This window comes from Bacillus sp. 22446 (assembly GCF_052044955.1).
GTDB lineage: Bacteria > Bacillota > Bacilli > Bacillales > Bacillaceae > Bacillus > Bacillus altitudinis.
On record NZ_JBQEOD010000005.1, the window covers coordinates 185,743 to 208,898 of the forward strand.

The 23,156-nt window shown below is 42.5% G+C and carries 31 protein-coding genes; 29 read left to right on the top strand and 2 right to left on the bottom strand.

Features of this window, described 5'->3' with window-relative positions; translation table 11 throughout:
* Positions 1–4 precede the first annotated feature (4 nt).
* The 10 genes from ACTJJD_RS12600 to ACTJJD_RS12645 are packed head-to-tail and all read left to right on the top strand — an operon-like array spanning position 5 to position 6,250.
* A complete protein-coding gene (locus tag ACTJJD_RS12600) occupies positions 5–1,165 on the top strand; it encodes an XkdF-like putative serine protease domain-containing protein (RefSeq protein ID WP_440608472.1) in 1,161 nt (386 codons plus the stop codon).
* A 23-nt stretch (positions 1,166–1,188) separates the two neighbouring features.
* On the top strand, positions 1,189–2,118 hold the full coding sequence (locus ACTJJD_RS12605) for a phage major capsid protein (protein ID WP_440608473.1): 930 nt from the start codon (positions 1,189–1,191) through the stop codon (positions 2,116–2,118).
* A 5-nt stretch (positions 2,119–2,123) separates the two neighbouring features.
* On the top strand, positions 2,124–2,531 hold the full coding sequence (locus ACTJJD_RS12610; RefSeq protein WP_440608474.1) for a YqbF domain-containing protein: 408 nt from the start codon (positions 2,124–2,126) through the stop codon (positions 2,529–2,531).
* A 5-nt stretch (positions 2,532–2,536) separates the two neighbouring features.
* Positions 2,537–2,929: a protein YqbG gene (gene yqbG, locus ACTJJD_RS12615; protein ID WP_440608475.1), complete on the top strand. Its 393-nt coding sequence runs from the start codon at positions 2,537–2,539 to the stop codon at positions 2,927–2,929.
* Positions 2,926–3,282 carry a DUF3599 family protein gene (locus tag ACTJJD_RS12620; RefSeq protein WP_440608476.1) on the top strand — a complete coding sequence of 119 codons (357 nt, stop codon included), beginning with the start codon at positions 2,926–2,928 and terminating at the stop codon, positions 3,280–3,282. Before yqbG ends, ACTJJD_RS12620 begins: the two co-directional genes overlap by 4 nt.
* Positions 3,279–3,785 (top strand): HK97 gp10 family phage protein, encoded by a 507-nt coding sequence (locus tag ACTJJD_RS12625; RefSeq protein WP_144469008.1) that lies wholly within the window; start codon positions 3,279–3,281, stop codon positions 3,783–3,785. Before ACTJJD_RS12620 ends, ACTJJD_RS12625 begins: the two co-directional genes overlap by 4 nt.
* A 4-nt stretch (positions 3,786–3,789) precedes the next feature.
* On the top strand, positions 3,790–4,245 hold the full coding sequence (locus tag ACTJJD_RS12630; protein ID WP_144491115.1) for a phage tail terminator family protein: 456 nt from the start codon (positions 3,790–3,792) through the stop codon (positions 4,243–4,245).
* Positions 4,232–4,456: a hypothetical protein gene (locus tag ACTJJD_RS12635; RefSeq protein ID WP_065098989.1), complete on the top strand. Its 225-nt coding sequence runs from the start codon at positions 4,232–4,234 to the stop codon at positions 4,454–4,456. Before ACTJJD_RS12630 ends, ACTJJD_RS12635 begins: the two co-directional genes overlap by 14 nt.
* 2 nt (positions 4,457–4,458) lie before the next feature.
* A complete protein-coding gene (locus ACTJJD_RS12640) occupies positions 4,459–5,805 on the top strand; it encodes a phage tail sheath family protein (RefSeq protein ID WP_440608477.1) in 1,347 nt (448 codons plus the stop codon).
* A 1-nt stretch (position 5,806) separates the two neighbouring features.
* Positions 5,807–6,250, top strand: a complete 444-nt coding sequence (locus tag ACTJJD_RS12645; protein WP_034282378.1) for a phage tail tube protein — start codon at positions 5,807–5,809, stop codon at positions 6,248–6,250.
* A 309-nt stretch (positions 6,251–6,559) separates the two neighbouring features.
* On the opposite strand, the gene ACTJJD_RS12650 is transcribed toward ACTJJD_RS12645, so the two are convergent.
* Positions 6,560–6,649: a putative holin-like toxin gene (locus ACTJJD_RS12650; RefSeq protein ID WP_074041930.1), complete on the bottom strand. Its 90-nt coding sequence runs from the start codon at positions 6,647–6,649 to the stop codon at positions 6,560–6,562.
* A 153-nt stretch (positions 6,650–6,802) separates the two neighbouring features.
* On the opposite strand from ACTJJD_RS12650, the gene ACTJJD_RS12655 reads away from it, so the two are divergent.
* The 17 genes from ACTJJD_RS12655 to ACTJJD_RS12735 all read left to right on the top strand — a co-directional run bounded on the left by ACTJJD_RS12655 (position 6,803) and on the right by ACTJJD_RS12735 (position 20,969).
* On the top strand, positions 6,803–7,252 hold the full coding sequence (locus ACTJJD_RS12655; protein WP_095285430.1) for a phage tail assembly chaperone: 450 nt from the start codon (positions 6,803–6,805) through the stop codon (positions 7,250–7,252).
* Positions 7,253–7,275: 23 nt separating this feature from the next.
* Positions 7,276–7,428 carry a hypothetical protein gene (locus ACTJJD_RS12660; protein WP_440608478.1) on the top strand — a complete coding sequence of 51 codons (153 nt, stop codon included), beginning with the start codon at positions 7,276–7,278 and terminating at the stop codon, positions 7,426–7,428.
* Positions 7,429–7,431: 3 nt separating this feature from the next.
* Complete coding sequence (locus tag ACTJJD_RS12665; RefSeq protein WP_440608479.1) at positions 7,432–12,396, top strand: transglycosylase SLT domain-containing protein; 4,965 nt, start codon at positions 7,432–7,434, stop codon at positions 12,394–12,396.
* Complete coding sequence (locus tag ACTJJD_RS12670; protein ID WP_327859557.1) at positions 12,389–13,051, top strand: LysM peptidoglycan-binding domain-containing protein; 663 nt, start codon at positions 12,389–12,391, stop codon at positions 13,049–13,051. Before ACTJJD_RS12665 ends, ACTJJD_RS12670 begins: the two co-directional genes overlap by 8 nt.
* Before the next feature lie 11 nt (positions 13,052–13,062).
* Positions 13,063–14,157, top strand: a complete 1,095-nt coding sequence (locus ACTJJD_RS12675; RefSeq protein ID WP_440608480.1) for an XkdQ/YqbQ family protein — start codon at positions 13,063–13,065, stop codon at positions 14,155–14,157.
* Positions 14,154–14,435 carry a DUF2577 family protein gene (locus ACTJJD_RS12680; protein WP_440608481.1) on the top strand — a complete coding sequence of 94 codons (282 nt, stop codon included), beginning with the start codon at positions 14,154–14,156 and terminating at the stop codon, positions 14,433–14,435. Before ACTJJD_RS12675 ends, ACTJJD_RS12680 begins: the two co-directional genes overlap by 4 nt.
* On the top strand, positions 14,435–14,863 hold the full coding sequence (locus tag ACTJJD_RS12685; RefSeq protein WP_440608496.1) for a DUF2634 domain-containing protein: 429 nt from the start codon (positions 14,435–14,437) through the stop codon (positions 14,861–14,863). The genes ACTJJD_RS12680 and ACTJJD_RS12685 overlap by 1 nt, the downstream gene beginning before the upstream one ends.
* Positions 14,856–15,902 (top strand): baseplate J/gp47 family protein, encoded by a 1,047-nt coding sequence (locus ACTJJD_RS12690; RefSeq protein WP_440608482.1) that lies wholly within the window; start codon positions 14,856–14,858, stop codon positions 15,900–15,902. The genes ACTJJD_RS12685 and ACTJJD_RS12690 overlap by 8 nt, the downstream gene beginning before the upstream one ends.
* On the top strand, positions 15,889–16,812 hold the full coding sequence (locus ACTJJD_RS12695; protein ID WP_242730432.1) for a YmfQ family protein: 924 nt from the start codon (positions 15,889–15,891) through the stop codon (positions 16,810–16,812). Before ACTJJD_RS12690 ends, ACTJJD_RS12695 begins: the two co-directional genes overlap by 14 nt.
* 12 nt (positions 16,813–16,824) lie before the next feature.
* A complete protein-coding gene (locus ACTJJD_RS12700; protein WP_106071837.1) occupies positions 16,825–17,208 on the top strand; it encodes a phage tail-collar fiber domain-containing protein in 384 nt (127 codons plus the stop codon).
* A gap of 17 nt (positions 17,209–17,225) precedes the next feature.
* On the top strand, positions 17,226–18,353 hold the full coding sequence (locus tag ACTJJD_RS12705; RefSeq protein WP_242730434.1) for a hypothetical protein: 1,128 nt from the start codon (positions 17,226–17,228) through the stop codon (positions 18,351–18,353).
* A gap of 5 nt (positions 18,354–18,358) precedes the next feature.
* Positions 18,359–18,733: a hypothetical protein gene (locus ACTJJD_RS12710; protein ID WP_440608483.1), complete on the top strand. Its 375-nt coding sequence runs from the start codon at positions 18,359–18,361 to the stop codon at positions 18,731–18,733.
* Positions 18,730–18,873 carry an XkdX family protein gene (locus ACTJJD_RS12715; RefSeq protein WP_181185477.1) on the top strand — a complete coding sequence of 48 codons (144 nt, stop codon included), beginning with the start codon at positions 18,730–18,732 and terminating at the stop codon, positions 18,871–18,873. Before ACTJJD_RS12710 ends, ACTJJD_RS12715 begins: the two co-directional genes overlap by 4 nt.
* A gap of 61 nt (positions 18,874–18,934) precedes the next feature.
* Entirely contained in the window at positions 18,935–19,147 is a 213-nt protein-coding gene (locus tag ACTJJD_RS12720; RefSeq protein WP_101677298.1) for a BhlA/UviB family holin-like peptide, read from the top strand.
* A gap of 20 nt (positions 19,148–19,167) precedes the next feature.
* The gene (locus ACTJJD_RS12725) at positions 19,168–19,437 is read left to right on the top strand and encodes a phage holin (RefSeq protein WP_440608484.1); all 270 of its coding nucleotides are present in this window, start codon (positions 19,168–19,170) and stop codon (positions 19,435–19,437) included.
* 60 nt (positions 19,438–19,497) lie between these two features.
* Entirely contained in the window at positions 19,498–20,304 is an 807-nt protein-coding gene (locus ACTJJD_RS12730; protein ID WP_440608485.1) for a peptidoglycan recognition protein family protein, read from the top strand.
* Positions 20,305–20,390: 86 nt separating this feature from the next.
* On the top strand, positions 20,391–20,969 hold the full coding sequence (locus ACTJJD_RS12735) for a hypothetical protein (protein WP_440608486.1): 579 nt from the start codon (positions 20,391–20,393) through the stop codon (positions 20,967–20,969).
* A 16-nt stretch (positions 20,970–20,985) separates the two neighbouring features.
* Here the strand turns inward: ACTJJD_RS12735 and ACTJJD_RS12740 are convergent, their stop codons facing one another.
* Positions 20,986–21,261, bottom strand: a complete 276-nt coding sequence (locus ACTJJD_RS12740) for a YolD-like family protein (protein ID WP_330545961.1) — start codon at positions 21,259–21,261, stop codon at positions 20,986–20,988.
* 351 nt (positions 21,262–21,612) lie between these two features.
* Between ACTJJD_RS12740 and ACTJJD_RS12745 the strand changes: the two genes are divergently transcribed.
* Positions 21,613–22,725 (top strand): tetratricopeptide repeat protein, encoded by a 1,113-nt coding sequence (locus ACTJJD_RS12745; RefSeq protein ID WP_440608487.1) that lies wholly within the window; start codon positions 21,613–21,615, stop codon positions 22,723–22,725.
* Entirely contained in the window at positions 22,715–22,885 is a 171-nt protein-coding gene (locus tag ACTJJD_RS12750) for a RapH phosphatase inhibitor (RefSeq protein ID WP_440608488.1), read from the top strand. Before ACTJJD_RS12745 ends, ACTJJD_RS12750 begins: the two co-directional genes overlap by 11 nt.
* Positions 22,886–23,156 lie beyond the last annotated feature (271 nt).

The following is a 23,156-nucleotide window of genomic DNA, read 5'->3' on the forward strand; positions in this document are numbered from 1 at the left end:
TGAATTGCCACGCGAATTGATTAATGCAAAAATCACACACGTTTCATATGTGGACAAGGCTGCTAATCAAAAGCAGTTCTTTTTTATGAAGTCAGAAAAAGAAAATGACTTTCAAAAGGAAATCAAGGTCATTGCGAAGGCTGATGATGCACAGCGTCTAGTGTACGGTATTGTATATGAGCCTCATGTCGAAGATGCGCATGGAGATTACATGACACCAGAAGAGATCGAAAAAGCGGCTCATGGGTTCCTGAAGGATGCACGTGAGATCGACAAGCAACATGATTTCCAAGGCGGTGTCGGGGAAGTCGTTGAATCGTACATTGCTCCGTCTGACTTTGAAATGGGCGGTGAAGTTATCAAGAAAGGATCGTGGGTCCTTGTGACAAAAGCATCTGATGAAATCTGGGAACAGATTCAAAAGGGCGAGATCACCGGATATTCAATGGCCGGAACAGCAGACATAGGAAAACAAGAGCGTGAGCCAGCTTCTGAAGAGAAGGGGCTTTTTTCTTTGCTCAAAAACTTCTTTTTATCAAAAGGAGAAGTAAAGAACAGATACGACAAAGGCCGCATGCGTCGTGAGTTTTGGGCGGCACAAGATGCGCTGAATTCCGTTTTGTATAAATGGGATTCTTACGACGATGAAGACTTAGAGACTGATCCTGAAAAGGTGAGGACAGCACTGCAAGATTTTGTTGAAATTACACAAGAGATTTTGCTTACTGATGACTTGGCTGGGATCCAAGCTGATCCACCTGAAGCTGTCGCAAAAGCAGGTCGGAAGTTTTCCGCTGCTAATCTGAATGAGCTAAAAAATGCAAGAGCCGCTATCGACAACCTGTTGAATCAAGCGGAAGAGAAGGAGGAAGAAGAAGTGAACAAAGAAGATCTGCAAAAGATGCTAGAAGACACAATTGCACCGGTTGTAAAACGACTTGAAGACCTTGAGAAGGGAGAAGGCGAAGGTCAGCCTGATCCGCAAGAAAAACAAATTGATGAAAAGGTCGCAAAAGAAATGGCCGCATCTGTAGAAAAGGCATTGGCTCCAGTTGTTGAAAGAGTCGAAGCGCTTGAAAAAGCACGTCCGCAAGGTAATGGTGTAGAGGATGCACAACAACAAGACTTACAAAAATCTGAAACGGTATGGGGCGGCTTGCTTTAAGCCGAGAAAAAGGAGGAACTAGAGTGAGAAATCAAGAGGTAATTAACAAAGCGGAAGTGACGCTTGGTACATTAAAGACAGGCGGTCTCATGAATCCGACCCAATCTAGCACATTTATTCGTATGGTGCAAAATGCACCAACACTGCTACAAGATGCACGTGTTATTCCAATGGATAGTGATGCACAAAAAATCGAAAAAATCGGTTTTGGTCAGCGGATTCTTCGTCCTGGTCAAGAAGGTGTAGGTTTAACTAATGAGCAAAAGACTGCGCCAACAACAAGCACTGTGGAGCTTAATGCAAAAGAAGTCATCGCTGAAGTAAATATAACATATGACACGCTTGAAAATAACATCGAGGGTGATAATTTACAAAATACTATCATGCAAATGCTTGCTGAGCGTGCAGCCGTTGATATTGAAGAATTGATTTTGAATGGTGATACGAAATCTAGTGATGCATATCTAGCGCAACTTGATGGTATTCGTAAGCAAGCAACATCTCATATCGTAGATGTAGCTGGTGAACCACTTACACGCCAAGTATTCAAGGAAGGTTACAAAGCTGTTCCGCCAAAATACTTGCGAGTTCCACAAGAATTCCGTTTCTACACTTCCCCAGGTCAAGAGGTCGAGTGGAAGGACAAAGTGGCAGATCGTCAAACGAATCTAGGGGATGCAGCTGTACAAGGGGGACTTTCTTCCGCATTCGGTGTTCCAGTCAAAGGTATTGCAAACATGCAGCCATATGGAATGGGAGAGGACGGCACAGATGTTTCGGACATTTTATTGACTCATCCGAAAAACATTATCCTTGGCTTCTCTCGTAACATCCGAATTGAAGTGGATAAGGATATCCGCAGACGTAAATTTATTATTGTCCTCACAGCGAAGCTCGACAGCAAATTTGAGGAAGAGGATGCTGTTGCTAAGATCATCAAGGTCAAGGAGTGATCAATATGTATACAGCTGAATTGATCAAGGGAAAGACATACTCTGTGATGGGGCATGTCTTTCTTTTAAATCAGGAGAAAGAGATTGAGAAAAAGGTATTTCAATATCTCAATGGTAATGAGTTCTTTGATTGTAAGCAGCTTGATGTTCCTGTTGATGATCCGAAAACGGATGGTCAACCAAAAGAAGATGATAAGTCTGTGAAAGAGGAAGAAGAACCAAAAGAGGCTGAAGAAGAACCGCAACAAGAACAAAAAATCTACACTGAAACTGAATTGAAGGATATGAAGAAAGATGGACAAGAAGCCGTTATTGTTGATCTTGGCGGCGATCCGTCTGAGTTCAAAAATGAAGGTGAAAGAATTGCCTTCATCCTTGAAAACCAAGAGCAACAAGAAAAAACAGGAGAGTAAGGCTGATGCTGATCTCTCCTGAAGATGTTAGGGCATATACCGTATTCGAGAGCGTGAAAAACCGCTCAGATGAATTATTGGAAAGTGACATCATTGAGGCTGAAGCTGAGGTATTTCAGATCGTAGGTCACGATTTCTCAAGCGAAAAATATCAGCCGCTTCCTGAAAAGGCAAAGATCGCATTGATTAAAATGGCACAGTTTTTCGCATTGATCAACGGCGATGAATCAATCATCAAAGGGTACAAGTCTGAAAAGATTGGTGACTACTCTTATACACTGGCAGACGGGAACGCCGTTTCAAAGCCAGATGTGTATAACCTGTTGATAGATTTCATTGAGCCAATTGATCCACCGGAAGATCCGGCAAGTGTAAGAATGAGGTTGAGATCGCTATGAGCTATCAATCATTATTAACGGATCGATGCGATATTTTCCACTTACAGAATGAGCAGCTGTCAAAAGATCGTTTTGGTGTGCCGGTTCAGGATGCGCAGCCGGTCTTTTCATATCCTGATGAGCCTGATCAAGTTGCGCAGCCATGTTACTTCACAGAGAGAAATCAAAACATCACACAGCAGGAGCCAAACGCAACCATTCATCAATCGTACCTTGTTCATTTTCCTATTACCGCTGATGTCCGAGTAAATGACAAAGTGTTATGGGAAGGCGTGACATTGAAACTCCAAAAGCCCAGACAGATCAAAAATCACCACATTGAGGTGGTAGCGATGAGGAGTGAAAGCCTTTGAGGATTGATGGTTTAGATCAGTTCATTGAGGATTTGAATGCAGCTGTTAATGGCGGCTTGCAAGCAGAATATGAAGAGTGGCTTGAAGGAATGGGCTATGAGTTCCTTGATATTGTTCAGGATGAAGTCATCCGTACAAAAACAGTGGATGCTCGCCGTTTGCTCAACTCATTCCAAAAGGGAGACCAAGAAAACGTCTTTTCAATGAGCAGTGGAGGTCTAACGTTGGATGTTGGGACCAACTTAGAATACGCATCATACACAAACGATGGCCACTTTACCATTGATCCCTCCAAGAATCAGGACAGACGTTGGGTTCCTGGCAGATGGGTTGGTGACCGGTTTGAATACGATCCAAACGCTGAAACAGGAATGCTTCTAAAGTTCCAGTGGGTTGAGGGCAGCGGCTATTGGGATAATGCTCTAAGCATCTTCGGGCAGATGTTTGAACAATCACTAGATCGCAAGTTGCAGCAATGGATCGATGAACAATTTGGGCGGTGATTAGATGAATCAAGAAGTCGGCGCCATCATGAATTATTGTTACAAGCAGTTTCCGGTGAAGGTTTACGAAAAGAAAATTCCTGAACAATTTCAGGTCCCATCCATGTACTTTCCAGCAGCATGGGTCAATACAAGAAACGATACTGTTTCAACGTTCCTTAAAACCTATACGCTGCATATTAAAGTGTTTCATAAAGATTCCGGACAGGCTCATGATGCGGCAGAAACAATCGTTGATGCCCTATCAGCTGATCGAAACATCATTCAAATGGTCAGTGTAGAAGGTGAACCGCTCGATCAATATGTTCGCATTAAGAGGGCAGAAACTAGGAATGGTGATCAAGGCGTGGCAACAATTGTCCTCACATGGGATAGTGCCTATTGGTACAACCGAGATGAGCAGCCAAGCCTTGACGACATAAATTTTTCAGACGGGGTGATCAAACGTGAGCAAGACTAAAAATGAATCACAGGTGAAAGAAGAAAAAGCCGCTCCGGTTCTTCCTAAAGAAGCAGCATTTTCATTTGAAGCCTTGAAAGAGCACAGCAAGGAATTGTTTGGCGTGAAGCCTGAAATCCTTGAGGGTGCTCTTTTTTATATCAAAGATCAACCAATTACAAAAACAGAAGCAAAGAAGCAGATTGATGCTTTTTTGTCTAAGGAGGTTTAAGCATGAATGGAGGTACTTTTACACCAGGTACAGAGAAAAAGCGTCCTGGTATCTACTTCAATTTCAAAACCACAGCACAGCAGCGTATCACGTTAGGTGATCGCGGCACCGTTGCACTCCCAATCACTATGAGTTGGGGAGAGCCTAAGACGTTCATCTCTATCTCAGGCATCGAGGACTTAAATAAAAAAGTCGGATTAAACATCGATGACAAGTCGCTTCTTCTTTTCCGAGAAGCGAAGAAAAAAGCACAGACGATTCTTTTATATCGCTTGAATGAGGGTGAACCTGCAAAGGCTCAGATCAGCGAGAATTTCAACGTTCTTGCTAATTATGGTGGACAGAAAGGGAATGAGGTCACGATCCAAGTCACTGAAAACGTATTGGATAGCTCCAAGCGTGATGTGGTGACTTACGTTGGTACAGACATTGTTGATAAGCAGGTTGTCACTGATGTCAAAGAGCTGAAGCAGAACAAATATGTTTCGTTCTCTGGTGAAGGTGAAGTGACAATCACCGCTGGTGTCACACTAAGCGGTGGGAAAAATGGTGTTCCAAGCGTGGCAGATTACACAGCATTCCTGGAAGCGGCTGAAACAGAATACTTTGACGTGATCGCGCTGCCTAATAACACTAGCGAGCAGTTAAAAGCGACATTTGTGGCTTTCATCAAGCGGCTGCGTGATGATCAAGGGCGTAAGGTGCAAGGAGTTTTGGCAAACTATCCGGCTGATCATGAAGGAATTATCAATGTCACAAGCGGTGTGTTGCTAGAAGACGGCACAGAGATCACACCAGCCAAAGCAACTGCATGGGTGGCCGGTGCATCTGCAGGAGCAAACTTCAATCAGTCACTGACATTCGTTGAATATGAAGGGGCTGTTGATACGTTAGAGCGTCTTGATAATGATCAAGTGGAATATCGCTTATCACAAGGCGAATTCTTGTTCACGTTTGATGCGAGAGATCGCACAGTAAGCGTTGAGAAGGACATCAACTCCTTAACGACTTACACAACCGAGAAGAACAAGACATTTGCTAAAAACAAGATCATTCGTGTGCTCGATGCGATCAACAACGATCTAACACGTGAATTGAAGGATTTAATTAAGTTACGCAAAGCAAATGGAAATGACATTCCTGCATCTGATGATGGGCTGCAGCTGGTGAAAACACTCATCACGCAATATCTAACGCAGCTCCAAGATGGATCTGGAATCACTGGCTTTGACTCTGAAACAGATATTACGATCGCTTTGAATGAAGATCGTGACGGTTTCTTGATTGATCTAGCTGTTCAACCTGTTGATGCAGCTGAAAAATTCTATTTCAATGTAGAGGTGAAATAAGATGGCTTTTAAAGCGCAGAATACCATTTCAGGTAAGGAAGGACGCTTATTCCTCGATGGTGAGGAATTGGCGTTTATCAAAACGTTTGAAGCGAACGTGGAGAAGAATAAATCAGAAGTTAACGTTATGGGTCGTCGTATGACCGGTCACAAGACAACCGGTGCGAATGGTACTGGTACAGCGACTTTCTATAAGGTTACATCACGTTTCGTTCAGTTGATGCTGAACTATGTAAAAAAAGGACAAGATCCGTACTTCACCATTCAAGCTGTGCTTGATGATAAGTCATCTGGCCGCGGTACAGAGCGTGTCACATTGTTTGATGTGAACTTTGATTCTGCAAAGATCGCAGGGCTTGATGTGGATTCAGAAGCACTGGAAGAAGAGGTTCCTTTCACGTTTGAGGACTTTGATCTTCCTGAGAAGCTGAAAGATTCCTTTTAAAATTTAATCACCATAGAAAATGTAACAAAAGAACTGACTAGTGAGTGTTTTTAAATAAGGTATTTTCACTTTTTTGTACAAATATGATATACTTTTGATAAATGGGATAGATGGGATAATAGTGAACCCACCCTTCACCATTCGAGAAAAAACTTGTTTACATGCAAAGTGATTTGCATACAATAAAAAGAAGCCAGGATGCGTCAACATCCCGGCAATGTACAATGAGGCCCTTCAAGGGGCTGGCTTAAATCAGGTGAAGCAACAAGGATAGGCAATCCCTACGAACTTACCAGGCTCAAGGGAGGCCTATTTTTTGTTTATATACGTCAACAGGGCAAGGATAAACATCCCAAATAAAAGCATGAGCGAAATCGCTTGAAACGTTGACATAAGCATCACCCCCTTTCTTACGGGGATGAGCCAGACCACCCTTGAGTAAGCCGTTCAATTGTACGAGTTATATTATACATGAAAAGATTGAAAAGCACATTCAAAAAATGGATGTGCTTTTTTGTATTCAAAAAAACAAATCAAAGGGAGTTTTTAAACATGAGCGAAAAACAAACAAACAACGTATATGATCTTTCATTCTTTATGCCAGGACAAACAGCTGAGACAGAAGAAATCAAATCAATCATTTCAAAGCGCTTTGTTGATAAAAAGGGTGAAGTGATTCCATTCGTATTCAAAGCCATCACAACTGAACGTATTGATGAACTGGAGAAAGAAAACACAACTTACAAGAATGTCAAAGGTCGCGGACGTGTGAAAGACTTGGATTCCCAACGTTTCTATGCACGTATTGCGGTTGAATCAACTATTTACCCTGATTTCAAATCAAAAGAACTGCGTGAAGCATACAGCACACAAGATCCAGTCGAAGTGGCAAAACGGGTCCTGTCAGTCGGCGGTGAATATGCAAACTGGTTAAACAAAGCCATTGAGGTCAACGGTTTTGAAGATGAAATTGAGGACCTTGAAACAGAAGCAAAAAACTAATAAAAGACGGGAACAAAGAGGCTGTGTATCTGTATTACTGCATGCATGAGCTTCATTACTCCCCGTCTGAACTCTTAGAGGTCTATGAAGCGTCAAGGCCATTCAAGGCCTTTTTGTTTGGGTTAATAGCCCACAAACTTGAAGTGTTAGAAAAAGAATCAAAGAAAGGGGGATAAGACATGGCTCGTTTGACAGCACGGTTTGATTTACAAGACCGGATCACGCGTAAATTGCGTTTGATCAGAGGGGACTTAGAACGACTTGATAGATTGCGCCGCAGATCAGAGCGGCCAATCACTCTAAGAATCAGGGACAATGCCACAATTGCATTAAGACGTGTGCAGCGATTCATATTACGTGATCTTGCTAGAACCTATCAGCTGACACTGGAAGTAAATGATCTGGCCACAAAAGCATTGAGAAAGTTCAATGGCTTCTTACAACGCAAGATGCCGCGTACTCATAGCGTGTTGATGCGCATTAAGGATCAGGCAACACCAGGTCTTGTCAGGCTGCGTCGTTACATCGATCGTAAATTTGGCAAAGTAGAGCGGTTTGCCATAACGGTTTATGATCGGGCAACGGCAGGAATCAAACGTATTGCTTCATATGCAGCGCGTCAACTTGGCCGAGGCTACAGCTATACCATTAGAGCTGTTGATATGGTCCGGCGCACGGTAAGCCGTATAGCGTCTTATACTCGGAATACCCTCGGTACTGAATACAGGGTGGCGATTAATGCGATTGATCGTTTCACCGCTCCAGTCCGTGGGGCTGTCTCATTTGCGAATACCCATTTGGGACGGACTTACACAACCACAATCAAGGTTCTTGATCTTATCACAAAGCCATTGAGAGGGATCGTGTCAGCTGTCACCAGTACACTCGGTTTGCTTGGAGTCGGTGCCGGTGCAACAGGGGGTATTGTTGTGCCGCTCAAAATGGTGGCGGATCGACAGAACATGACCACGGCTTTTGAAACACTGCTCGGCAGCAGAGGGAAAGCAGATGCACGACTGGACGAGCTGACAGCCTTTGCTGGTCAAACGCCATTTACTCGTGACGAGATATTTGAGTCAAGTCGTGTCCTCCAAGTATTTACGGGCAATGCCCTTTCTACGACTGAAGGAATGAAGCTAGTCGGGGACGTTGCTGCAGGTGTTCAACGACCGTTTTCCGAAGTTGCGCTATGGATGGGGCGTTTATATGACGGCATTAAATCGGGGCGTCCTATCGGTGACGCAACGGCAGCGCTTCAGGAAATGGGGGCTATCTCTGGTGATGCCAGAGGTAAGCTCGAAAAACTTGCAAAGAGCGGAAAAGATATAAATAAAACTTGGCCAGAAGTAACGAAGGAATTTGGCAAATACAACGACATGATGATCAAAATGTCGGACAACTTGGCCAACTTATTCCTTGGTGTAAAATCATTCATCAACAACTCTATTTTGATGCCTTGGGGTAAAGGGCTTGCAGCTGCGTTCCAACCCGCTCTTGAAGCGTTTAGAACATGGCGTGGGGAATACTCCTTTGTACTGACCGATCTTTCCAATAAAGCTGAAAAGGCGGGCAAGAAATTCGCTAACAGCTTCCTTGATCCGACGAAGAATGTTTTCGGATTTATTGGTGATCAGTTCAAAATTCTGTTTCCTGGAGAAAAACTCTCCAAGAAGCAAATGAAAGAACTGAAGGTCAAATTTAAGGATAACCCCAAATTGCAGAAGCACTTTAAACAGCTTGAAAAGTATAGAAACATGGACTTTGAAACTCGGTGGGAGCTTGTCCTTGATAATACGAAAGACGTTTTTGGCCAATGGTGGGAAAAGACAGGGAAACCAGGTCTTTTTAAGATGGCTGAAAATGTTGGGAAGACTTACGGCGGCATCATAAACGGTGTTATCAACGGTCTACTGGGTATTGATGACAAGCAGTCTGAAGATAGCTTTACTGATGCAGGAGCCAAAGCAGGAAGGATATTCATCGAATCATTTTTAGAAGCTCTTGATCCAGCGCAATTGGGAATTCGTATCACCAAGAAGATCGGTGAGATCAACTGGAATGCTCTTACTGGAGAAGGATCAATTGCTGGTGCTTTGATTGCCAATGCGTTTGCGCTTGCGTTCTTAGGAAAAGTGGCCACTTTATTAAAGCCGCTGAAATCCATTCTTTCTGGCGCTTTTGCTGTCTATAAATGGGGTAAAGGTTTAAGAGGCGGGATGGGAGCAGGAACGAGCGGTGGTGTAATCGGCGGAGCTGGAGGAGCAGGGCGACCGCCAAGGAACCCAAGACCTCCTGAATATCGTCAGCCATGGATCAATAGAGGTGAGCCGGTACGACCAACAACGCCAAACCAAGGGCGTGGCGGTGGATTGTTAGGTAATATCGGTAAAGGTGCAAAGAGCATCGGAAAACGTATTCCTATTCTAGGCACTCTTATTGCAGCAACAGAACTTATCGGTATGAATAATGACAACAAAGGCGAGAAGATCGGTGGGTTTGCTGGTAATCTGGGCGGCGGAATCGGTGGAGCGGCAATCGGAACAATGATCGCCCCTGGTATCGGAACAGCTATCGGTGGAGTATTAGGCAGCATCTTTGGTGGTGATCTCGGTAACTGGATCGGCAAGATGTTCGATGACGGGACCATCAGGAAGAAATGGGATGAGCTTGTCAAAGGTGCAGAAAATGCAGTCCAATGGATTAAAGAAACATGGTCCACCGTTTCCGGTTGGTTCAATGATAATGTTTTAACACCTATTACAACGTTCTTCAGCGACACATGGACATGGATCACAGAGAAATGGGGTCAGCTTTCTTCATGGTTTATGAATAACGTATGGCTACCGATTTATAACTTTGCCGTTCCAATCATCAACTTTGTAGTTGGTGTTTTTGTCGTTGCGTGGGAAGTGATTAGTACCGTATGGGGAGCTGCTTCAACTTGGTTTATGGACAACGTATGGACTCCGTATGGACAAGTTGCGGTTGCTGCGATCACTCTGGTATGGAACAAGATCACCGAATTATGGAACTGGATACAAATCACCTGGTCCGTTTTCTCGGCATGGTTTATGACTTATGTCTGGGAACCGTTTGGATCAGTGGCGATCGAAGCCATTGTCTGGGTGTGGACTAAGTTGACGGAGTTCTGGAATTGGATTCAATTCGTATGGGGCACATTTGCGGTATGGTTTGATACCTTCGTATGGCAGCCTTTCATCAATGTTGGATTGCCAGCTATCATGTTTATTTGGAACCTGTTTAAAAGCACGTGGAATTGGATTAAAACCACTTGGATTATACTTGCCAAATGGTTTGATGAGTATGTGTGGCAACCATATAAAAAGTATGCAGAGCCAGCGATTACCTTTGTGTGGGAAAAATTTGATGAAGCTTGGAAAACGATCAAAGGTATTTGGAAAACAGTAAGTAGCTGGTTTGAGAAGTATGTTTTTAACCCACTAAAAGATCATGCAGAAAGGTTAAGAAAAACATGGGAAGGCATCTTTGGCGTTATAGGAAATGTAGTAGGTAAAGTTAAAGAGGTTAGCGGGAATGTTGCTAATATCTTTATTAAAAAAGGTGAAGAAAAGACAAAGCTGAAAAAGAAAGAGAAGACAGCAAATAACGCCACCGGTGGTTATATCACCCAGCCAACCTTATCATGGGTTGGTGAAGCAGGTAACGAATTTGTTATTCCAACTCAAAATAACCGAGGACGCGGAAAGATGCTACTTGCTCAGGCTGCTTCTCACCTTGGAATGTCTGTTGTGCCAAACGGTGCATCACCAACCTCTCCAGCAAGCTCATCGTCTCCAATGAGACCGGCTGCTGCTTCATCAATTTCCACGTCTGCAAGTGGATCGGTATCAATTGGTGAGACCGGCAACGCTTCTAAATACGGGGAACAGTTTAGCGATGACTTTGAAAAAGGGTTAAACAGCAAAGTGGTTTCACTTGAACAGTGGAAACAAGCTAATATCAAGCAACCATTTACTCAAATTCAGGCAGCGACTCCGCAGTATGGAGCACAAACTGTCAGTGGCTTTGCCTCAGGTCAAAACATGACACCAACTGGCACTGGTCAATTCTTAGATCAAAATGTAAGACAACCTTTCTTGAATGCTCGCCAAGAGTCACCTACCTGGGGAGCTGGACTGATTGACGCATTTAATAGCGGTATGAGGTCAAAAGGAAGCGAAGTGACACAAGCAGCCAAGGACATGGCCAAGAAAGTGGAACAAGCCTTCCGCGAAGAATTAGACATTCATTCTCCTTCACGTGTCATGATGAGTCTTGGAAAATTCGCATCGATCGGTGTCGTCAAAGGTCTTGATTCAGTTGATGTGAAGAAATTCGCAGAGAATCAAGCCGGTTCCTTAATCGCTGCATTTAGTGGCATGGGTGCATCTAACCTGAGTGTTCAACAATGGCTCATGGCTGCTCTAATGGCAACCGGCACATCAATGAGCTGGCTACCTGGTTTGATGACGATCGCACAGAATGAGTCACGTGGAAACCCGAAAGCGATCAACCTATGGGATTCAAACGCCAAGAGAGGAACGCCGTCTAAAGGATTAATGCAGACCATTGATCCGACCTTTAACTCTAACAAGGCAAGCGGCATGAATGACATCTGGAACCCGATCCATAATGCTGCAGCTGCTATCAATTACATCAAAGGCAGATATGGGAATGTGTACAATACGCCTGGATTGAGAAGTATCAGAAACGGTGGACCATATAAGGGTTATGCAAACGGTGGTTTAATCACGCAAGAGCAAATCGCCAGAGTTGGTGAAGGAAACAAGCGTGAATGGATCATACCGGAAGAACGCGGCATACGTGGCCGCTACTTGTTGGCGCAAGCTGCACAGGCTTTAGGAATGGACGTATACGATCCGGGCAACGCTACATCTTCTGAACTTTCACAAGGGCAGGTGCAAACAGTAACAGCTGGCACAGCAAATGCACCGTCTGCTTCAGGTGGATCAAAACAGATCATCATTAATTTTAATGGTGAGCAGCATTATCATAATGGCCAAGACGCAGAAAACCTTGCAGAGAAGATCAAGCAGATGCTCATTGATGAGTTAGAGAATGAAATCAACACAGGAACGAAGGGAGTCGTGATCGATGGCTAAATCAAAATATCAATTGTGGATTTCGCAAGGGAAGGACAAACTGCGATTCCCTGTTCTTCCTGAAAAACTTGAACTGAACAACAACGTACAAAATGAATCTATCAAAGTATCAAAATTTGGCGAGCTCACATTCTTGGATGTACCAGGGGCTCGCCAAATTTCATTTACAGCCTTTTTTCCGAAGAAGTATACACCGATCGCTGAATATAAAAGCATTCCATCACCAGAGAATGCGATTGCCAAAATAGAGCGATTTATGAAGTCGAAAAAGCCTGTACGCTTTATTGTCACAGGAACCAAAATCAATATGCAATGCAGCATAGAAAGCTTCAATCACAATGAAGGTACGTATGACGTCGGCGATCGTGAATTCACGCTGCAGCTAAAAGAATACAAAACAGCATCACCTAGAAAAATCAAACGGAAAGCCAAAAAGAGCAACAAAAAACGTAGCTCAAAAGGCGCACCAAAAGTGTACACCGTTAAAAAGGGTGATACCTTGTGGGATATTTCTGGCCGCTTTTATGGTGATAGCACAAAATGGCGCCGCATTTGGAATGCGAATAAAGCTGCGATGATCAAACGAAGTAGACGCAATATTAGACAACCAGGGCATTGGATTTTTCCTGGTCAAAAATTAAAAATACCACAATAGGGGTGATCCGATTGATAGAACTCTTTGCAGTGCGGAGCGGGACCATGTATGAGCTTGTGACAGAGAGCGTCACGCTTCGTGGTCAAAGGTATCAAGCTCCCCGATCTATACAAGCAAATATCGTGACTAAACAGGGTTCACAAAAATATTACAGCATCAAAGAGGGTGACACGGTTCTTTTCAAGTGGAAAGGAAAAGAACTCTTTCGAGGTACAGTCTTTGCAAGAACGCCGAAGGACGAAAAGCTCACTTTTACTGCTTACGACATGCTTCAGTATTTGGTGAAGAACCAGGATGTCTATGTCTTTGCAAATAAGAGAGCTGATCAGATAATGAAACGGCTTGGTCAAGATTTTCAGATCCCGATGACGTCAATCGCTAACACTGGCCATGTCATTAAATCACTTGTATTCAAAAACGATACAAGCCTTTATGACATCATTTTGCAGGCTTTAAGAGAAACAAAAAAGCAAACAGGACGTAACTATCAAATCTATTCTGCTAAAGGCAAGATGGGGCTGAGAGCATGGCCTGATCCGTCCGAAGTATGGGTCATTGAATCAGGCGTGAATCTCATTGATTATCAGTACAGCACCTCGATTGAGGAAACGGCCACACGTGTGAAGATGAGAGCAACACACGTGGATAAAATTAAGGTGCTGAAGAAGGAAAAAAAGAAATCTAAGACTACTGACAAAGATAAGAAAACGACCAAACCAACAAAGCCAAAAAAACCAAATATGGTCACGCAAAAGAAAGAGATTGAGATGCTGGCTGTGGCGAATGATAGTGCTGCTAGAAGCAAATACGGCATCCTGCAGCATGTTGAAAGAGTGTCAGGGGAGATCAACCAAGCACAGCTGCAAAAGAGGGCTGATGTTCGTCTCTCACAGAAAAAGGGCGTGAAAAAAGAACTCAAAAGTATTCAAGCTCTAGGCATTCCTGGATTACAAAGCGGTATGCCAGTACGCATCATCATCCCTGATATTGGCATCAAAAAAACGTACTGGATCGATCAAGACAGTCATGAATTTAAAGGAACCAAACACACCATGACGATCGATGTCGTTGAAAAGAACACAATTCCAACGGGGAATCAGTCATGAAACTAAGTGATGCAATTAAGCGATTGGCCGTCAATGCTGTTGATGCACAATCACCAATGGAATTGATACTTGGTGATGTTGTCTCTGTTTCCCCTCTTAATGTCAGGCTGAACGAAAATGACAAACTTATCATTCCGGAAGATCTGCTAATGTGGCCAACTCGATTGGACGAAGATGAAGATGATGCACTCGAAGAAGGCGATAGTGTCATGGTCATTGCGATGACAGGTGGCCAAATATTTTACATCTTAGATAAAGTAGTAGGAGGTGGTTCATGATGGCACTCTCTCCAGAAGAAGAAATTGAAGATTTTGAGGAGGATGAAGAGGATATTGTTGAACCTTCGACCACCTATCGCATTGACTTCACATCTGGCCGTCTAACCAATGAAAAGATTAATGGTCTCGATGCCATTCGCCAATTCGTCTATATGGCCCTAAGAACTGAACGATATTCGCATGCTGTTTATAGCCATGACGTAGGATGCGAAGTGCAGGAAGCTGTGTCTGATGAAGAATCAACGGATGAATACAAAGAGATGGAGATCCCGCGGCTCATTGAAGAGGCTCTTTTAGTGGATGAAAGAATTGAAAGTGTGCAAGATTTTGAGATCACTAAAGATGGGGCAGCCTTTAAGGTGATATTTGAAGTGGTGACAGATGAGGGAACCTTGGAGATCGAGGAGGTGATTGGCGAAGATGTTTGAAGATCAGTCTTATGAAGCCATCATGGAACGTATGTTGGAACGAATACCCGATGATATTGATAAACGTGAAAACAGCGTGATATGGAATGCGTTGGCTCCTGCAGCTGCCGAACTTGCTCAATCTTATATATGGCTAGACCAGGTATTCGATCTTGTCTTTGCGGATACAGCGCAGGGAGAATTTTTAGATCGACGAGCAGCAGAAGTGGGGATCACTCGTAAAGCGGCCACAAGTGCTGTATGGTCCATTGAAGTCTCACCTGAAGGTATCAGAATACCAACGGAATCAAGGTTTTATATCGACAATTTGTACTTCCAGTATCAATCTGACGGCACGCTGAAGTGTGAAACGACTGGTGCTGTAGGCAATGGGAATTTTGCACAACTGCCGCTCCTATCACTCGATAACATACCAGGTTTAGAATCAGTCATTTTTGAGCAGCTGAAAATACCTGGCCAAGAAGAAGAAGACGATGAAGCTCTGTATGAAAGGTACTTGATGAGGGCAAGGCGAGAGGCTGTCAGTGCCAACAAAGCTCACTATAAAAAGTGGGCTGAAGAAGTAGAAGGAGTTGGCAGGGCGAAGGTGTTTCCGCTTTGGAACGGAGAAGGGACGGTGAAAGTTGTCATCACAGATGGTAATTTTGATGTTGCGACGGATCTGCTCGTCAATAAGGTTCAAGAATATATTGATCCGGTTCCAGGGGAAGGTGAAGGCCAAGCACCAATCGGGGCTACTGCCACTGTCGAAAGCGCCAAGTGGAAAGATGTTGAGGTGTCCGTATCGGTGGAGCTTAAAATGGACTATTCACTTGAAGATGCTCAACAAGAAATAGAGGAGAAGATCAAGGCTCTCCTAAAATCACTTGCTTTTGAAGAAAATGTGATCAGAATGTCAGCGATCAATGACATTTTGTATCATGCGGATAGTGTGTCTGATTATGCGGATGTATTGATCAACGGTGAGGCAAAGAACTTACCGCTTCAGGACATTGAAATTCCGCGTCTAGGGCAGGTGAACGTCATTGAACAAGCTTGATGATATGAAAGCCTATTTACCTTCCTACCTAACGGAGATCACTGAATTTGATGAATTAATGAAATCAGAGGCTCCTGAGATGGAAAGGCTAGATGATTCTATTTTTGATATGACTGATCAGCTTTTTCCGATCACAGCATCATGGGGATTGGATCGATGGGAAAGGATGCTGAAGGTGCAGCGTGAATCAGGTGATTCAATTGAACTGCGCAGGGCACGTATTTTGAATCTCATGTCCAACATTCCACCAATCACTTATGCTTCTTTAGAGAGGGCAGTCAACCGCTTCCTGAAGAATCCTAGCGCGGTGGTTCGTCTAACGACAGGCCGCTATCATTTCTCTTTACGGGTGAACCTGGATGATCTACAAAACACAAGATACATCGTTGAAACAATGGAAAATCTCAAACCGGCTCATTTGGCTTACAAATTCACAAGCGTTCATCATACAGATGTAAAAGAAATTAAAGACTATCATAACAGGCTCACACTGCGCAGCAGAGTGGGCTTTTTTGATCACATTCCCATCTTACTCAATGGTGAATTTTTATTAAATGGTACGTTTTATCTTAGCGGATCACGCAATTCAACAGATATTCCAGTGCGCTTCTGGCAATCTTTAAAGCTGGCCATGAAGCTCAAAAAAGAAATGAAAGTTCTTGGACGTACAAGATATGTCATGGTAGGAGCCAAACATGAAACGGATCAACAAGCAGCTCTTACACTTCGATCTCGTTTCAAACACGTAAATAAAGAAAAAAGGAAAATGACATTCCGCATGGCTGCTCATGTATCAAATGGGCAAAGCGGAAGTGTAATCATTAAGCAGAAATATTGGACGCTTGATGGATCAGTACCGCTCGACGGTTCAAAATATCTAGCTGCCACGTCCAAACAAATAGATTTATAAAGGAGGATCATTATGGCTGATCAATTAACCGTTACAACGCTTTATGCTCGCCAACAAATGGCGAAGGCTAGAGCGGAGGGAACGAAGCTCACAAAAGTGGTCAAGATGGCTTTTGGGAATGGTGGAACTAAGGACGGAAAGCCAATCTCTCTGGATGGAACAGAACAAGAACTCAAAAATGAACTTGTTCAAAAGGACATTGATTCCTATAAATTCATGGAGCCGGCGAAGATCCGGTACACGTGCACCATCGCTGAAGGAGAACTGGCAGGAGAAGTGATCAACGAACTAGCACTTGTCGACGAAGACGGCAAATTCACCGCCATCCGCACCATGACGGACAAGCAAAAAGACGGTGACATCGAATTCATCTTTGAGATTGATGATATCTATTAAGAAAGGAGTGCTCATCGATGGACATTAAATCTCCTAAAGTATTCGAAACAAGTGACAAGGCTCATGCGGATCTGTTCAATGACATGGTTAAAGTGTTGCTTGAGAATGACTCTGGATTGTTAGATCAGATCATTGGCCATATTGATGACACCAAGCCGCATGCATCTGAAGCAGAGAAGAAGAAATGGAATGAATCGCAGTTATATAAGATCACAGCTGATGACGGTAGACATTTAATTGCGGTCCCAGCTGACGGAAGTATCTTTAATGCGATCAAAGACAAAGGAATGTGTACCTTTGTTGCTTATCCAGGTGTAGAAGATTCCCCTGCACCCAGCAATGCCTATTTGAGAGGAATACAGACTGTTGGCCAAAACAATATCGGAACTGGTTTTGCGGTAGACACGTCAGGTAATGCCTATTACTTCTACTATAATTCTAGCCATATATCTATCACTTGGACGCAGCTGCCGTCAGTTGCCGAAAGGAATAAATGGAATAATGGGCAGTTATATAGGCTCACACCAAACGATGGAAGAGTTGCGAGGGTTCCAAATGGTACCGATATATTCAAATTACCGACAGGTCCATATATGGGAGCTCAACTTCTTAATGCCCCAGTAGAAAATGATACGAGCTTTTATTACGTTGATGTTTTTGAAACAGCGTATGAACAAAATGGAGTCATATATAAACGCATTATCGCTACAAGATCATTTGATAACATCACTTGGATTGGCACATTCCACGCTCAAGGTTTCAAAGGGTGGGAGAGGATTATAACCAGCGGAGATGCAAAACTCAATTGGAAGTACCCCACAATCGAAAACGGATGGAAAACATATAAGTCTGAAGTCAATAATGATTATCGGGTACGTGTTGCAAAGGATGCGCTTGGAAATGTTACAGTTAAGGGCGCAATTGCCGGAGGAACATTAGGTGATGTTCCAGCGTTTATGTTGCCAGAAGGATGCGAACCAGATTCTCCTTTCTATAATCTTGGGGTCGCATCAAGCACCGGTGGATTTAAAGGACCTCAAAAGAGTAGACAATATATCGCAACCGATGGACGTTTCTGCATACAAGACACGAGCAGCAATACTGAGTTTATTGTTGTGAATTGTATGTTTAAAGCAAAGGAGTGAACCATATGAAACCTATATACGCCTATGATGAAAATTTCAAGTATATACGTGGTGGGGATAAAGAAATACCCGATGATGTGGAAATTCCAGAGGGATTTACGGATGTCCAACCCCAAGACGGTTTATATATAGCGGAATATAATCCCGCAAGCAAAACATGGAGCGAGTCGGCAACCCAGGAGTACATTGATAGCTTACAAATAGAGCAACCGCCGCATGATGTTGATTTACTAAAACAGCAAAATGCGGTGTTAACTAAACAATTGAGTCAGCTTTCAAAAGAAGCAGCTGCAGCTAAATTGCGTGAGGCACAAATGGAGAAACAATTGGCTCAACTCATGACTGAGATTCAGGAGTTGAAGGGTGGTGGAAAATCATGATATATCCAACAGTTGCGGATATAAAGCAGTTTTGGGATTGGAAGTGTTATGGTCCTGAAGACATTGCCTTTTATGTAAACATTGGCTGGATCTCGGTAGATGACTATCAAGACATAACAGGAGAACAATACGAAGCCTAGAGGGGCTTTTTATTTTGCCTCTTTAAGGGGGGTGGAAAAAGTGAGGGAGTAGGTGAGTATGGTGGAAATGGATTTGGCGCAATATTTGATGACACAAGGACCCTTTGCGGTTCTTTTTTGTTGGGTGTTGTTTTATGTTCTCAACACAACAAAAGAAAGAGAAAGTAAACTCAACGAGCAAATAGATGCTCAAAACCAAGTGTTAGAAAAATTCAGTGAGAAATATGATGTTGTCATAGAAAAACTAGATCGCATTGAAAGAAACCAAAAATAAAAAGAAAAGAGGATTTGAATATGAAAAAGAAAAACTTCGACAAAGGCACGGTGATCCGCACGGTGCTTCTATTTATGGCATTGATCAACCAAACGTTAATTCTATTTGGCAAGCCAATCTTGCCGATCAGCGAGGATCAAGTCACTTCGTTGGCTGAGACATTGTACCTTGCTGGCTCAATGATCTTTACAATCGTAACAACCCTTGCTGCATGGTTCAAAAACAACTATGTGACTGACAAAGGCAAGTTACAAAAAGAAATTTTAAAAGAAAAAGGATTAACGAAGTAAGGAGCTGCCATTAGGCGGCTTTTTTTATTATCAAAATCAAAATTTAAGGAGACGATGAACGTGGTAAAAATCATTAAAGATTTTATTCCGAAAAGCAACAAGAACCGTCCTGGTAACTACATGAAACCTTTATATATTACGGTCCACAATACTGCTAATACTAAAAAAGGAGCAGACGCAGCTAATCACGCTAGTTTTGTTAAGCGATCTAGCACGGGGGTAAGCTGGCACTACACGGTGGATGAAAATTGTATCTATCAACATTTGCCTTTGAACGAAAACGGCTGGCATGCAGGAGATGGTCGGGGAACCGGAAACATGAAATCGATCGGCATTGAAATCTGTGAAAATGCAGACGGTAATTTCGAGAAAGCAGTCGAGAACGCTCAATGGCTAATTCGTCAGCTGATGCAGGATCAGGGTATTCCGCTGGCCAATGTTGTTCCCCATAAAAGATGGAGCGGCAAGAATTGTCCACGAAAGCTGCTTAATCGTTGGGATAGCTTCAAAGCGGGTATTGCAACCGCTCATACAGGGGGAAAGGCAACAGCGAAGCCGGCGACACCTGTAAAAAACACACCATCCAAGCCAAAAGCGAGTAAGCCTAAAAAAACGTTTAACTTACCATCTGGCATCATTAAAATAACAAAGCCTTTGACAAAGGGCGCTGGAGTAAAAGCATTGCAGGAGGCTCTGGCTGCTGTGTATTACTACCCCGATAAAGGCGCAAAAAACAATGGTATTGACGGATACTATGGTCCAAAGACAGCGAATGCGGTCAAGCGGTTCCAGCTCATGCACGGTCTTGTTGCTGACGGCATCTATGGGCCAAAGACTAAAGCAGCACTGAAGAAAGCGCTGAAATAAATAAAACGTCTTACGATTTCCATCTAATGGGCGGTTGCCTACGTATAAAAACGTAGATAGCCGTCCTACATAACAATGACGTATAATTGAGCGGAGGGGAGGCGGAAGATATAAAGATAAAGAAGATTTCCGTATGTTTTTTGGTTTGCGCTAGTTTTCTACTACTGCTAGTGGGATGTGGTGGTGTAAAAGTTAGTGAATCTAAGGACGAGATTGAATACAATTATGAGGATAGTCCGGATCCGAATCTAAGTTCGGACAAACCGAAAGACTTGAAAACTGTAGATGTCGACTATAAAAGTAATGCAGAAGACGTGAGTGTGAATGTAGAAAAACTACATTTCTCAGACGGCGAGGTTGGGTTAAGTATATCTTTTAAAAACACCTCGGAAGATAAAACATACTTAGTATCTCCTGCCACGTTCATATTACGTGTTAACTCAGCGAAAACTCTCGGGTCATCCGAATTGGTTTTTGTTGATTATAATTCCGAAGATATAATTATGGATGCTAAGGACGATACTTTTAAATCCGTTTCATATTGGTCTTTGGGTGACATTGATTACGATAAGATAAAAGATATCGAATTACAAGTAATCCTAAGTAAAAGGACTAACACTGCTACTGAATCCTTAGTCCATTTTAATAGAACGATAAATTTTTAAGCGAAAAGCCTCGTCCCTAACCGGATGAGGCGTTTTTTACGTTTAATATGTCCGCAAACTTAATGAAATTAGTATCACCTCGATTATCCTTCACACGAAATTCCTTCCGTAGATGATCCACGTACACAACGCGACCATTTACTTCACGAACAAATCCGTCATCGTATAATTCGAAATTTAGCGGCATATCTTCGCTGATTGCCGAAGAAATAACGAACTCAAATTCGTCGACTTGTTCTTCGCTAAGCGTCGGCCGTTCTATCTTCTGCTTCGCGAGGCGTAATTGGCGCAAAGCTTCGTTGTGCTCCGGCAATATAAACTTCATTTGCCAGCGGTTCTGATCCTTTCGTGCATCCCACATACTATCACCTCAAAAGGAATTATAACCGAATGTTTGTTCTGTGTCTAAGTTTGAGTTATAATAAATTTATATACGGTTTACCCTGCGGAAACAGGGAGAAAAATTCGTATATTTCAATGATTTACTTCTTTATCAATCCACTATTACTCATGTATTACTCACACGGCTCCTTTGCAGGAGCTCTTTTTTTGTTCTTTTTGCGGTATCTTTTCGGTGCTTTGTAAATTCCTGTATGTAATAATATATGTAATATAAGGGAATTTTGCGGAAGGGGAGTAAGGGATGGAGAAAGTTCTATCTTCACATGTTGGTGTGAAAATAAATGAATGGTATAAAATGATTCGGCAATTCAGCGTTCCAGACGCAGAGATTTTGAAAGCAGAAGTTGAATGGGAAATAGATAGAATGGAAGAGGATCAAGATCTTCTAATCTATTATCAATTGATGTGCTTTCGACATCAACTTATGCTTGATTATATAAAACCTTCGTTTGATCAATCGGTTTCCGCCCTAGTCGATAAAATTGAGAATTCTAATCATCAACTTTCTGGAATGCTACAATACTATAATGCCTTTTTTAGAGGTATGTATGAGTTCAGTAAAAAAGAATATGTACAGGCCATTCAATATTATAAGATTGCTGAGAGGCAGCTGGCGCTTGTTGTAGATGAAATTGAACAAGCAGAATTCCACTTTAAAGTTGCTGAAGCATATTACATTATGAAACAAACCCACGTTTCAATGCACCATATTATAAAAGCGCTAGAAATCTATGATCGTTATGATCTTTATAAGGTGAGAAAAATTCAAAGTCTATTTGTGATCGCAGGAAATTATGATGATTTTAAAAGATATGAGAAGTCGCTTCCCCACTTACATAAAGCCCTAGAACTTGCTGAAGAAATGAATGATCAAAGATTAATCGCTAAAACTTATTTAAATCTGGGAAATACGTATGACAGGCAGCAGGCTTATAGTAAGGCTGCGTCCTTCTACAAAAAAGGACTAGATAAGATGAGTGAAAACAATGAAGATATAAAACCAAGATTGTTTTTTAGTTTAAGTTGGACCTTGTTTAAAAGCGATAAAATGAGAGAAGCACTTGAATATATCGCAAAAGGAATAAAAAGTGCAACAGCTGAAAACAATCTGTTTTATAAAACATTGCTCAATTCACTAAAGACGATTTATGTGGATGAAGGTATTGAAAATGTACGAAAAATGTTTAAAGGATTAGAGGAAAAGAAGTTGTATCCTTATATTGAAGAGTTTGCTTTAAGCCTTGCAAATCTCTATGAGAAAAGGAATGATTCGGAGAGGGTAGCAGATTATTATAGAACTGCCATAGAAGCTCAAACCGAAATCCAAAAAGGAGAGTGTTTATATGAATATTAAAATGAAGATATTGATTAGCACCGCTTTATTGGTAGGTGCTGCTTGTCTGGGTTCTCTTAATTACTCACAAGAATCAACTGATCGAAATACCACTGTATTTCCTCAAAAAACAGATCGGAACACAACGATGATTGATCCAAATTCAACATTTAAAAATTAATAGGCAAAATTAAAACAGACCCTGTATGGTCTGTTTTTTTATGGGGGCGGATTGGGGACCAACCCTTTCAGTTTTGTTCAGAAATGAAAATATTTATTCAGAAAGGCTCATCATAGAACCTTATTAATTCAGTCTTTTTCAGAGAACGTCTGTTTGTTTCGGGTGATGTCGTTCACTCTGCCAGCGTAGCGCTCTCCCAGCTGAGCTAATGCCCCGAGTATGACGACATAACTTATTATAATCAATCCTCCTGTGAAATTCAAGCTGTAAA

What these genes read in the sequence shown, in the direction of transcription:
- ACTJJD_RS12610 (WP_440608474.1), top strand. Translation starts at nt 2,124, where the DNA reads ATGTATACAGCTGAATTGATCAAGGGAAAGACATACTCTGTGATGGGG.
- yqbG (WP_440608475.1), top strand. Translation starts at nt 2,537, where the DNA reads ATGCTGATCTCTCCTGAAGATGTTAGGGCATATACCGTATTCGAGAGC.
- ACTJJD_RS12620 (WP_440608476.1), top strand. Translation starts at nt 2,926, where the DNA reads ATGAGCTATCAATCATTATTAACGGATCGATGCGATATTTTCCACTTA.
- ACTJJD_RS12630 (WP_144491115.1), top strand. Translation starts at nt 3,790, where the DNA reads ATGAATCAAGAAGTCGGCGCCATCATGAATTATTGTTACAAGCAGTTT.
- ACTJJD_RS12640 (WP_440608477.1), top strand. Translation starts at nt 4,459, where the DNA reads ATGAATGGAGGTACTTTTACACCAGGTACAGAGAAAAAGCGTCCTGGT.
- ACTJJD_RS12645 (WP_034282378.1), top strand. Translation starts at nt 5,807, where the DNA reads ATGGCTTTTAAAGCGCAGAATACCATTTCAGGTAAGGAAGGACGCTTA.
- ACTJJD_RS12650 (WP_074041930.1), bottom strand. Translation starts at nt 6,649, where the DNA reads ATGCTTATGTCAACGTTTCAAGCGATTTCGCTCATGCTTTTATTTGGG.
- ACTJJD_RS12655 (WP_095285430.1), top strand. Translation starts at nt 6,803, where the DNA reads ATGAGCGAAAAACAAACAAACAACGTATATGATCTTTCATTCTTTATG.
- ACTJJD_RS12665 (WP_440608479.1), top strand. Translation starts at nt 7,432, where the DNA reads ATGGCTCGTTTGACAGCACGGTTTGATTTACAAGACCGGATCACGCGT.
- ACTJJD_RS12670 (WP_327859557.1), top strand. Translation starts at nt 12,389, where the DNA reads ATGGCTAAATCAAAATATCAATTGTGGATTTCGCAAGGGAAGGACAAA.
- ACTJJD_RS12680 (WP_440608481.1), top strand. Translation starts at nt 14,154, where the DNA reads ATGAAACTAAGTGATGCAATTAAGCGATTGGCCGTCAATGCTGTTGAT.
- ACTJJD_RS12685 (WP_440608496.1), top strand. Translation starts at nt 14,435, where the DNA reads ATGGCACTCTCTCCAGAAGAAGAAATTGAAGATTTTGAGGAGGATGAA.
- ACTJJD_RS12690 (WP_440608482.1), top strand. Translation starts at nt 14,856, where the DNA reads ATGTTTGAAGATCAGTCTTATGAAGCCATCATGGAACGTATGTTGGAA.
- ACTJJD_RS12700 (WP_106071837.1), top strand. Translation starts at nt 16,825, where the DNA reads ATGGCTGATCAATTAACCGTTACAACGCTTTATGCTCGCCAACAAATG.
- ACTJJD_RS12705 (WP_242730434.1), top strand. Translation starts at nt 17,226, where the DNA reads ATGGACATTAAATCTCCTAAAGTATTCGAAACAAGTGACAAGGCTCAT.
- ACTJJD_RS12710 (WP_440608483.1), top strand. Translation starts at nt 18,359, where the DNA reads ATGAAACCTATATACGCCTATGATGAAAATTTCAAGTATATACGTGGT.
- ACTJJD_RS12715 (WP_181185477.1), top strand. Translation starts at nt 18,730, where the DNA reads ATGATATATCCAACAGTTGCGGATATAAAGCAGTTTTGGGATTGGAAG.
- ACTJJD_RS12725 (WP_440608484.1), top strand. Translation starts at nt 19,168, where the DNA reads ATGAAAAAGAAAAACTTCGACAAAGGCACGGTGATCCGCACGGTGCTT.
- ACTJJD_RS12745 (WP_440608487.1), top strand. Translation starts at nt 21,613, where the DNA reads ATGGAGAAAGTTCTATCTTCACATGTTGGTGTGAAAATAAATGAATGG.
- ACTJJD_RS12750 (WP_440608488.1), top strand. Translation starts at nt 22,715, where the DNA reads ATGAATATTAAAATGAAGATATTGATTAGCACCGCTTTATTGGTAGGT.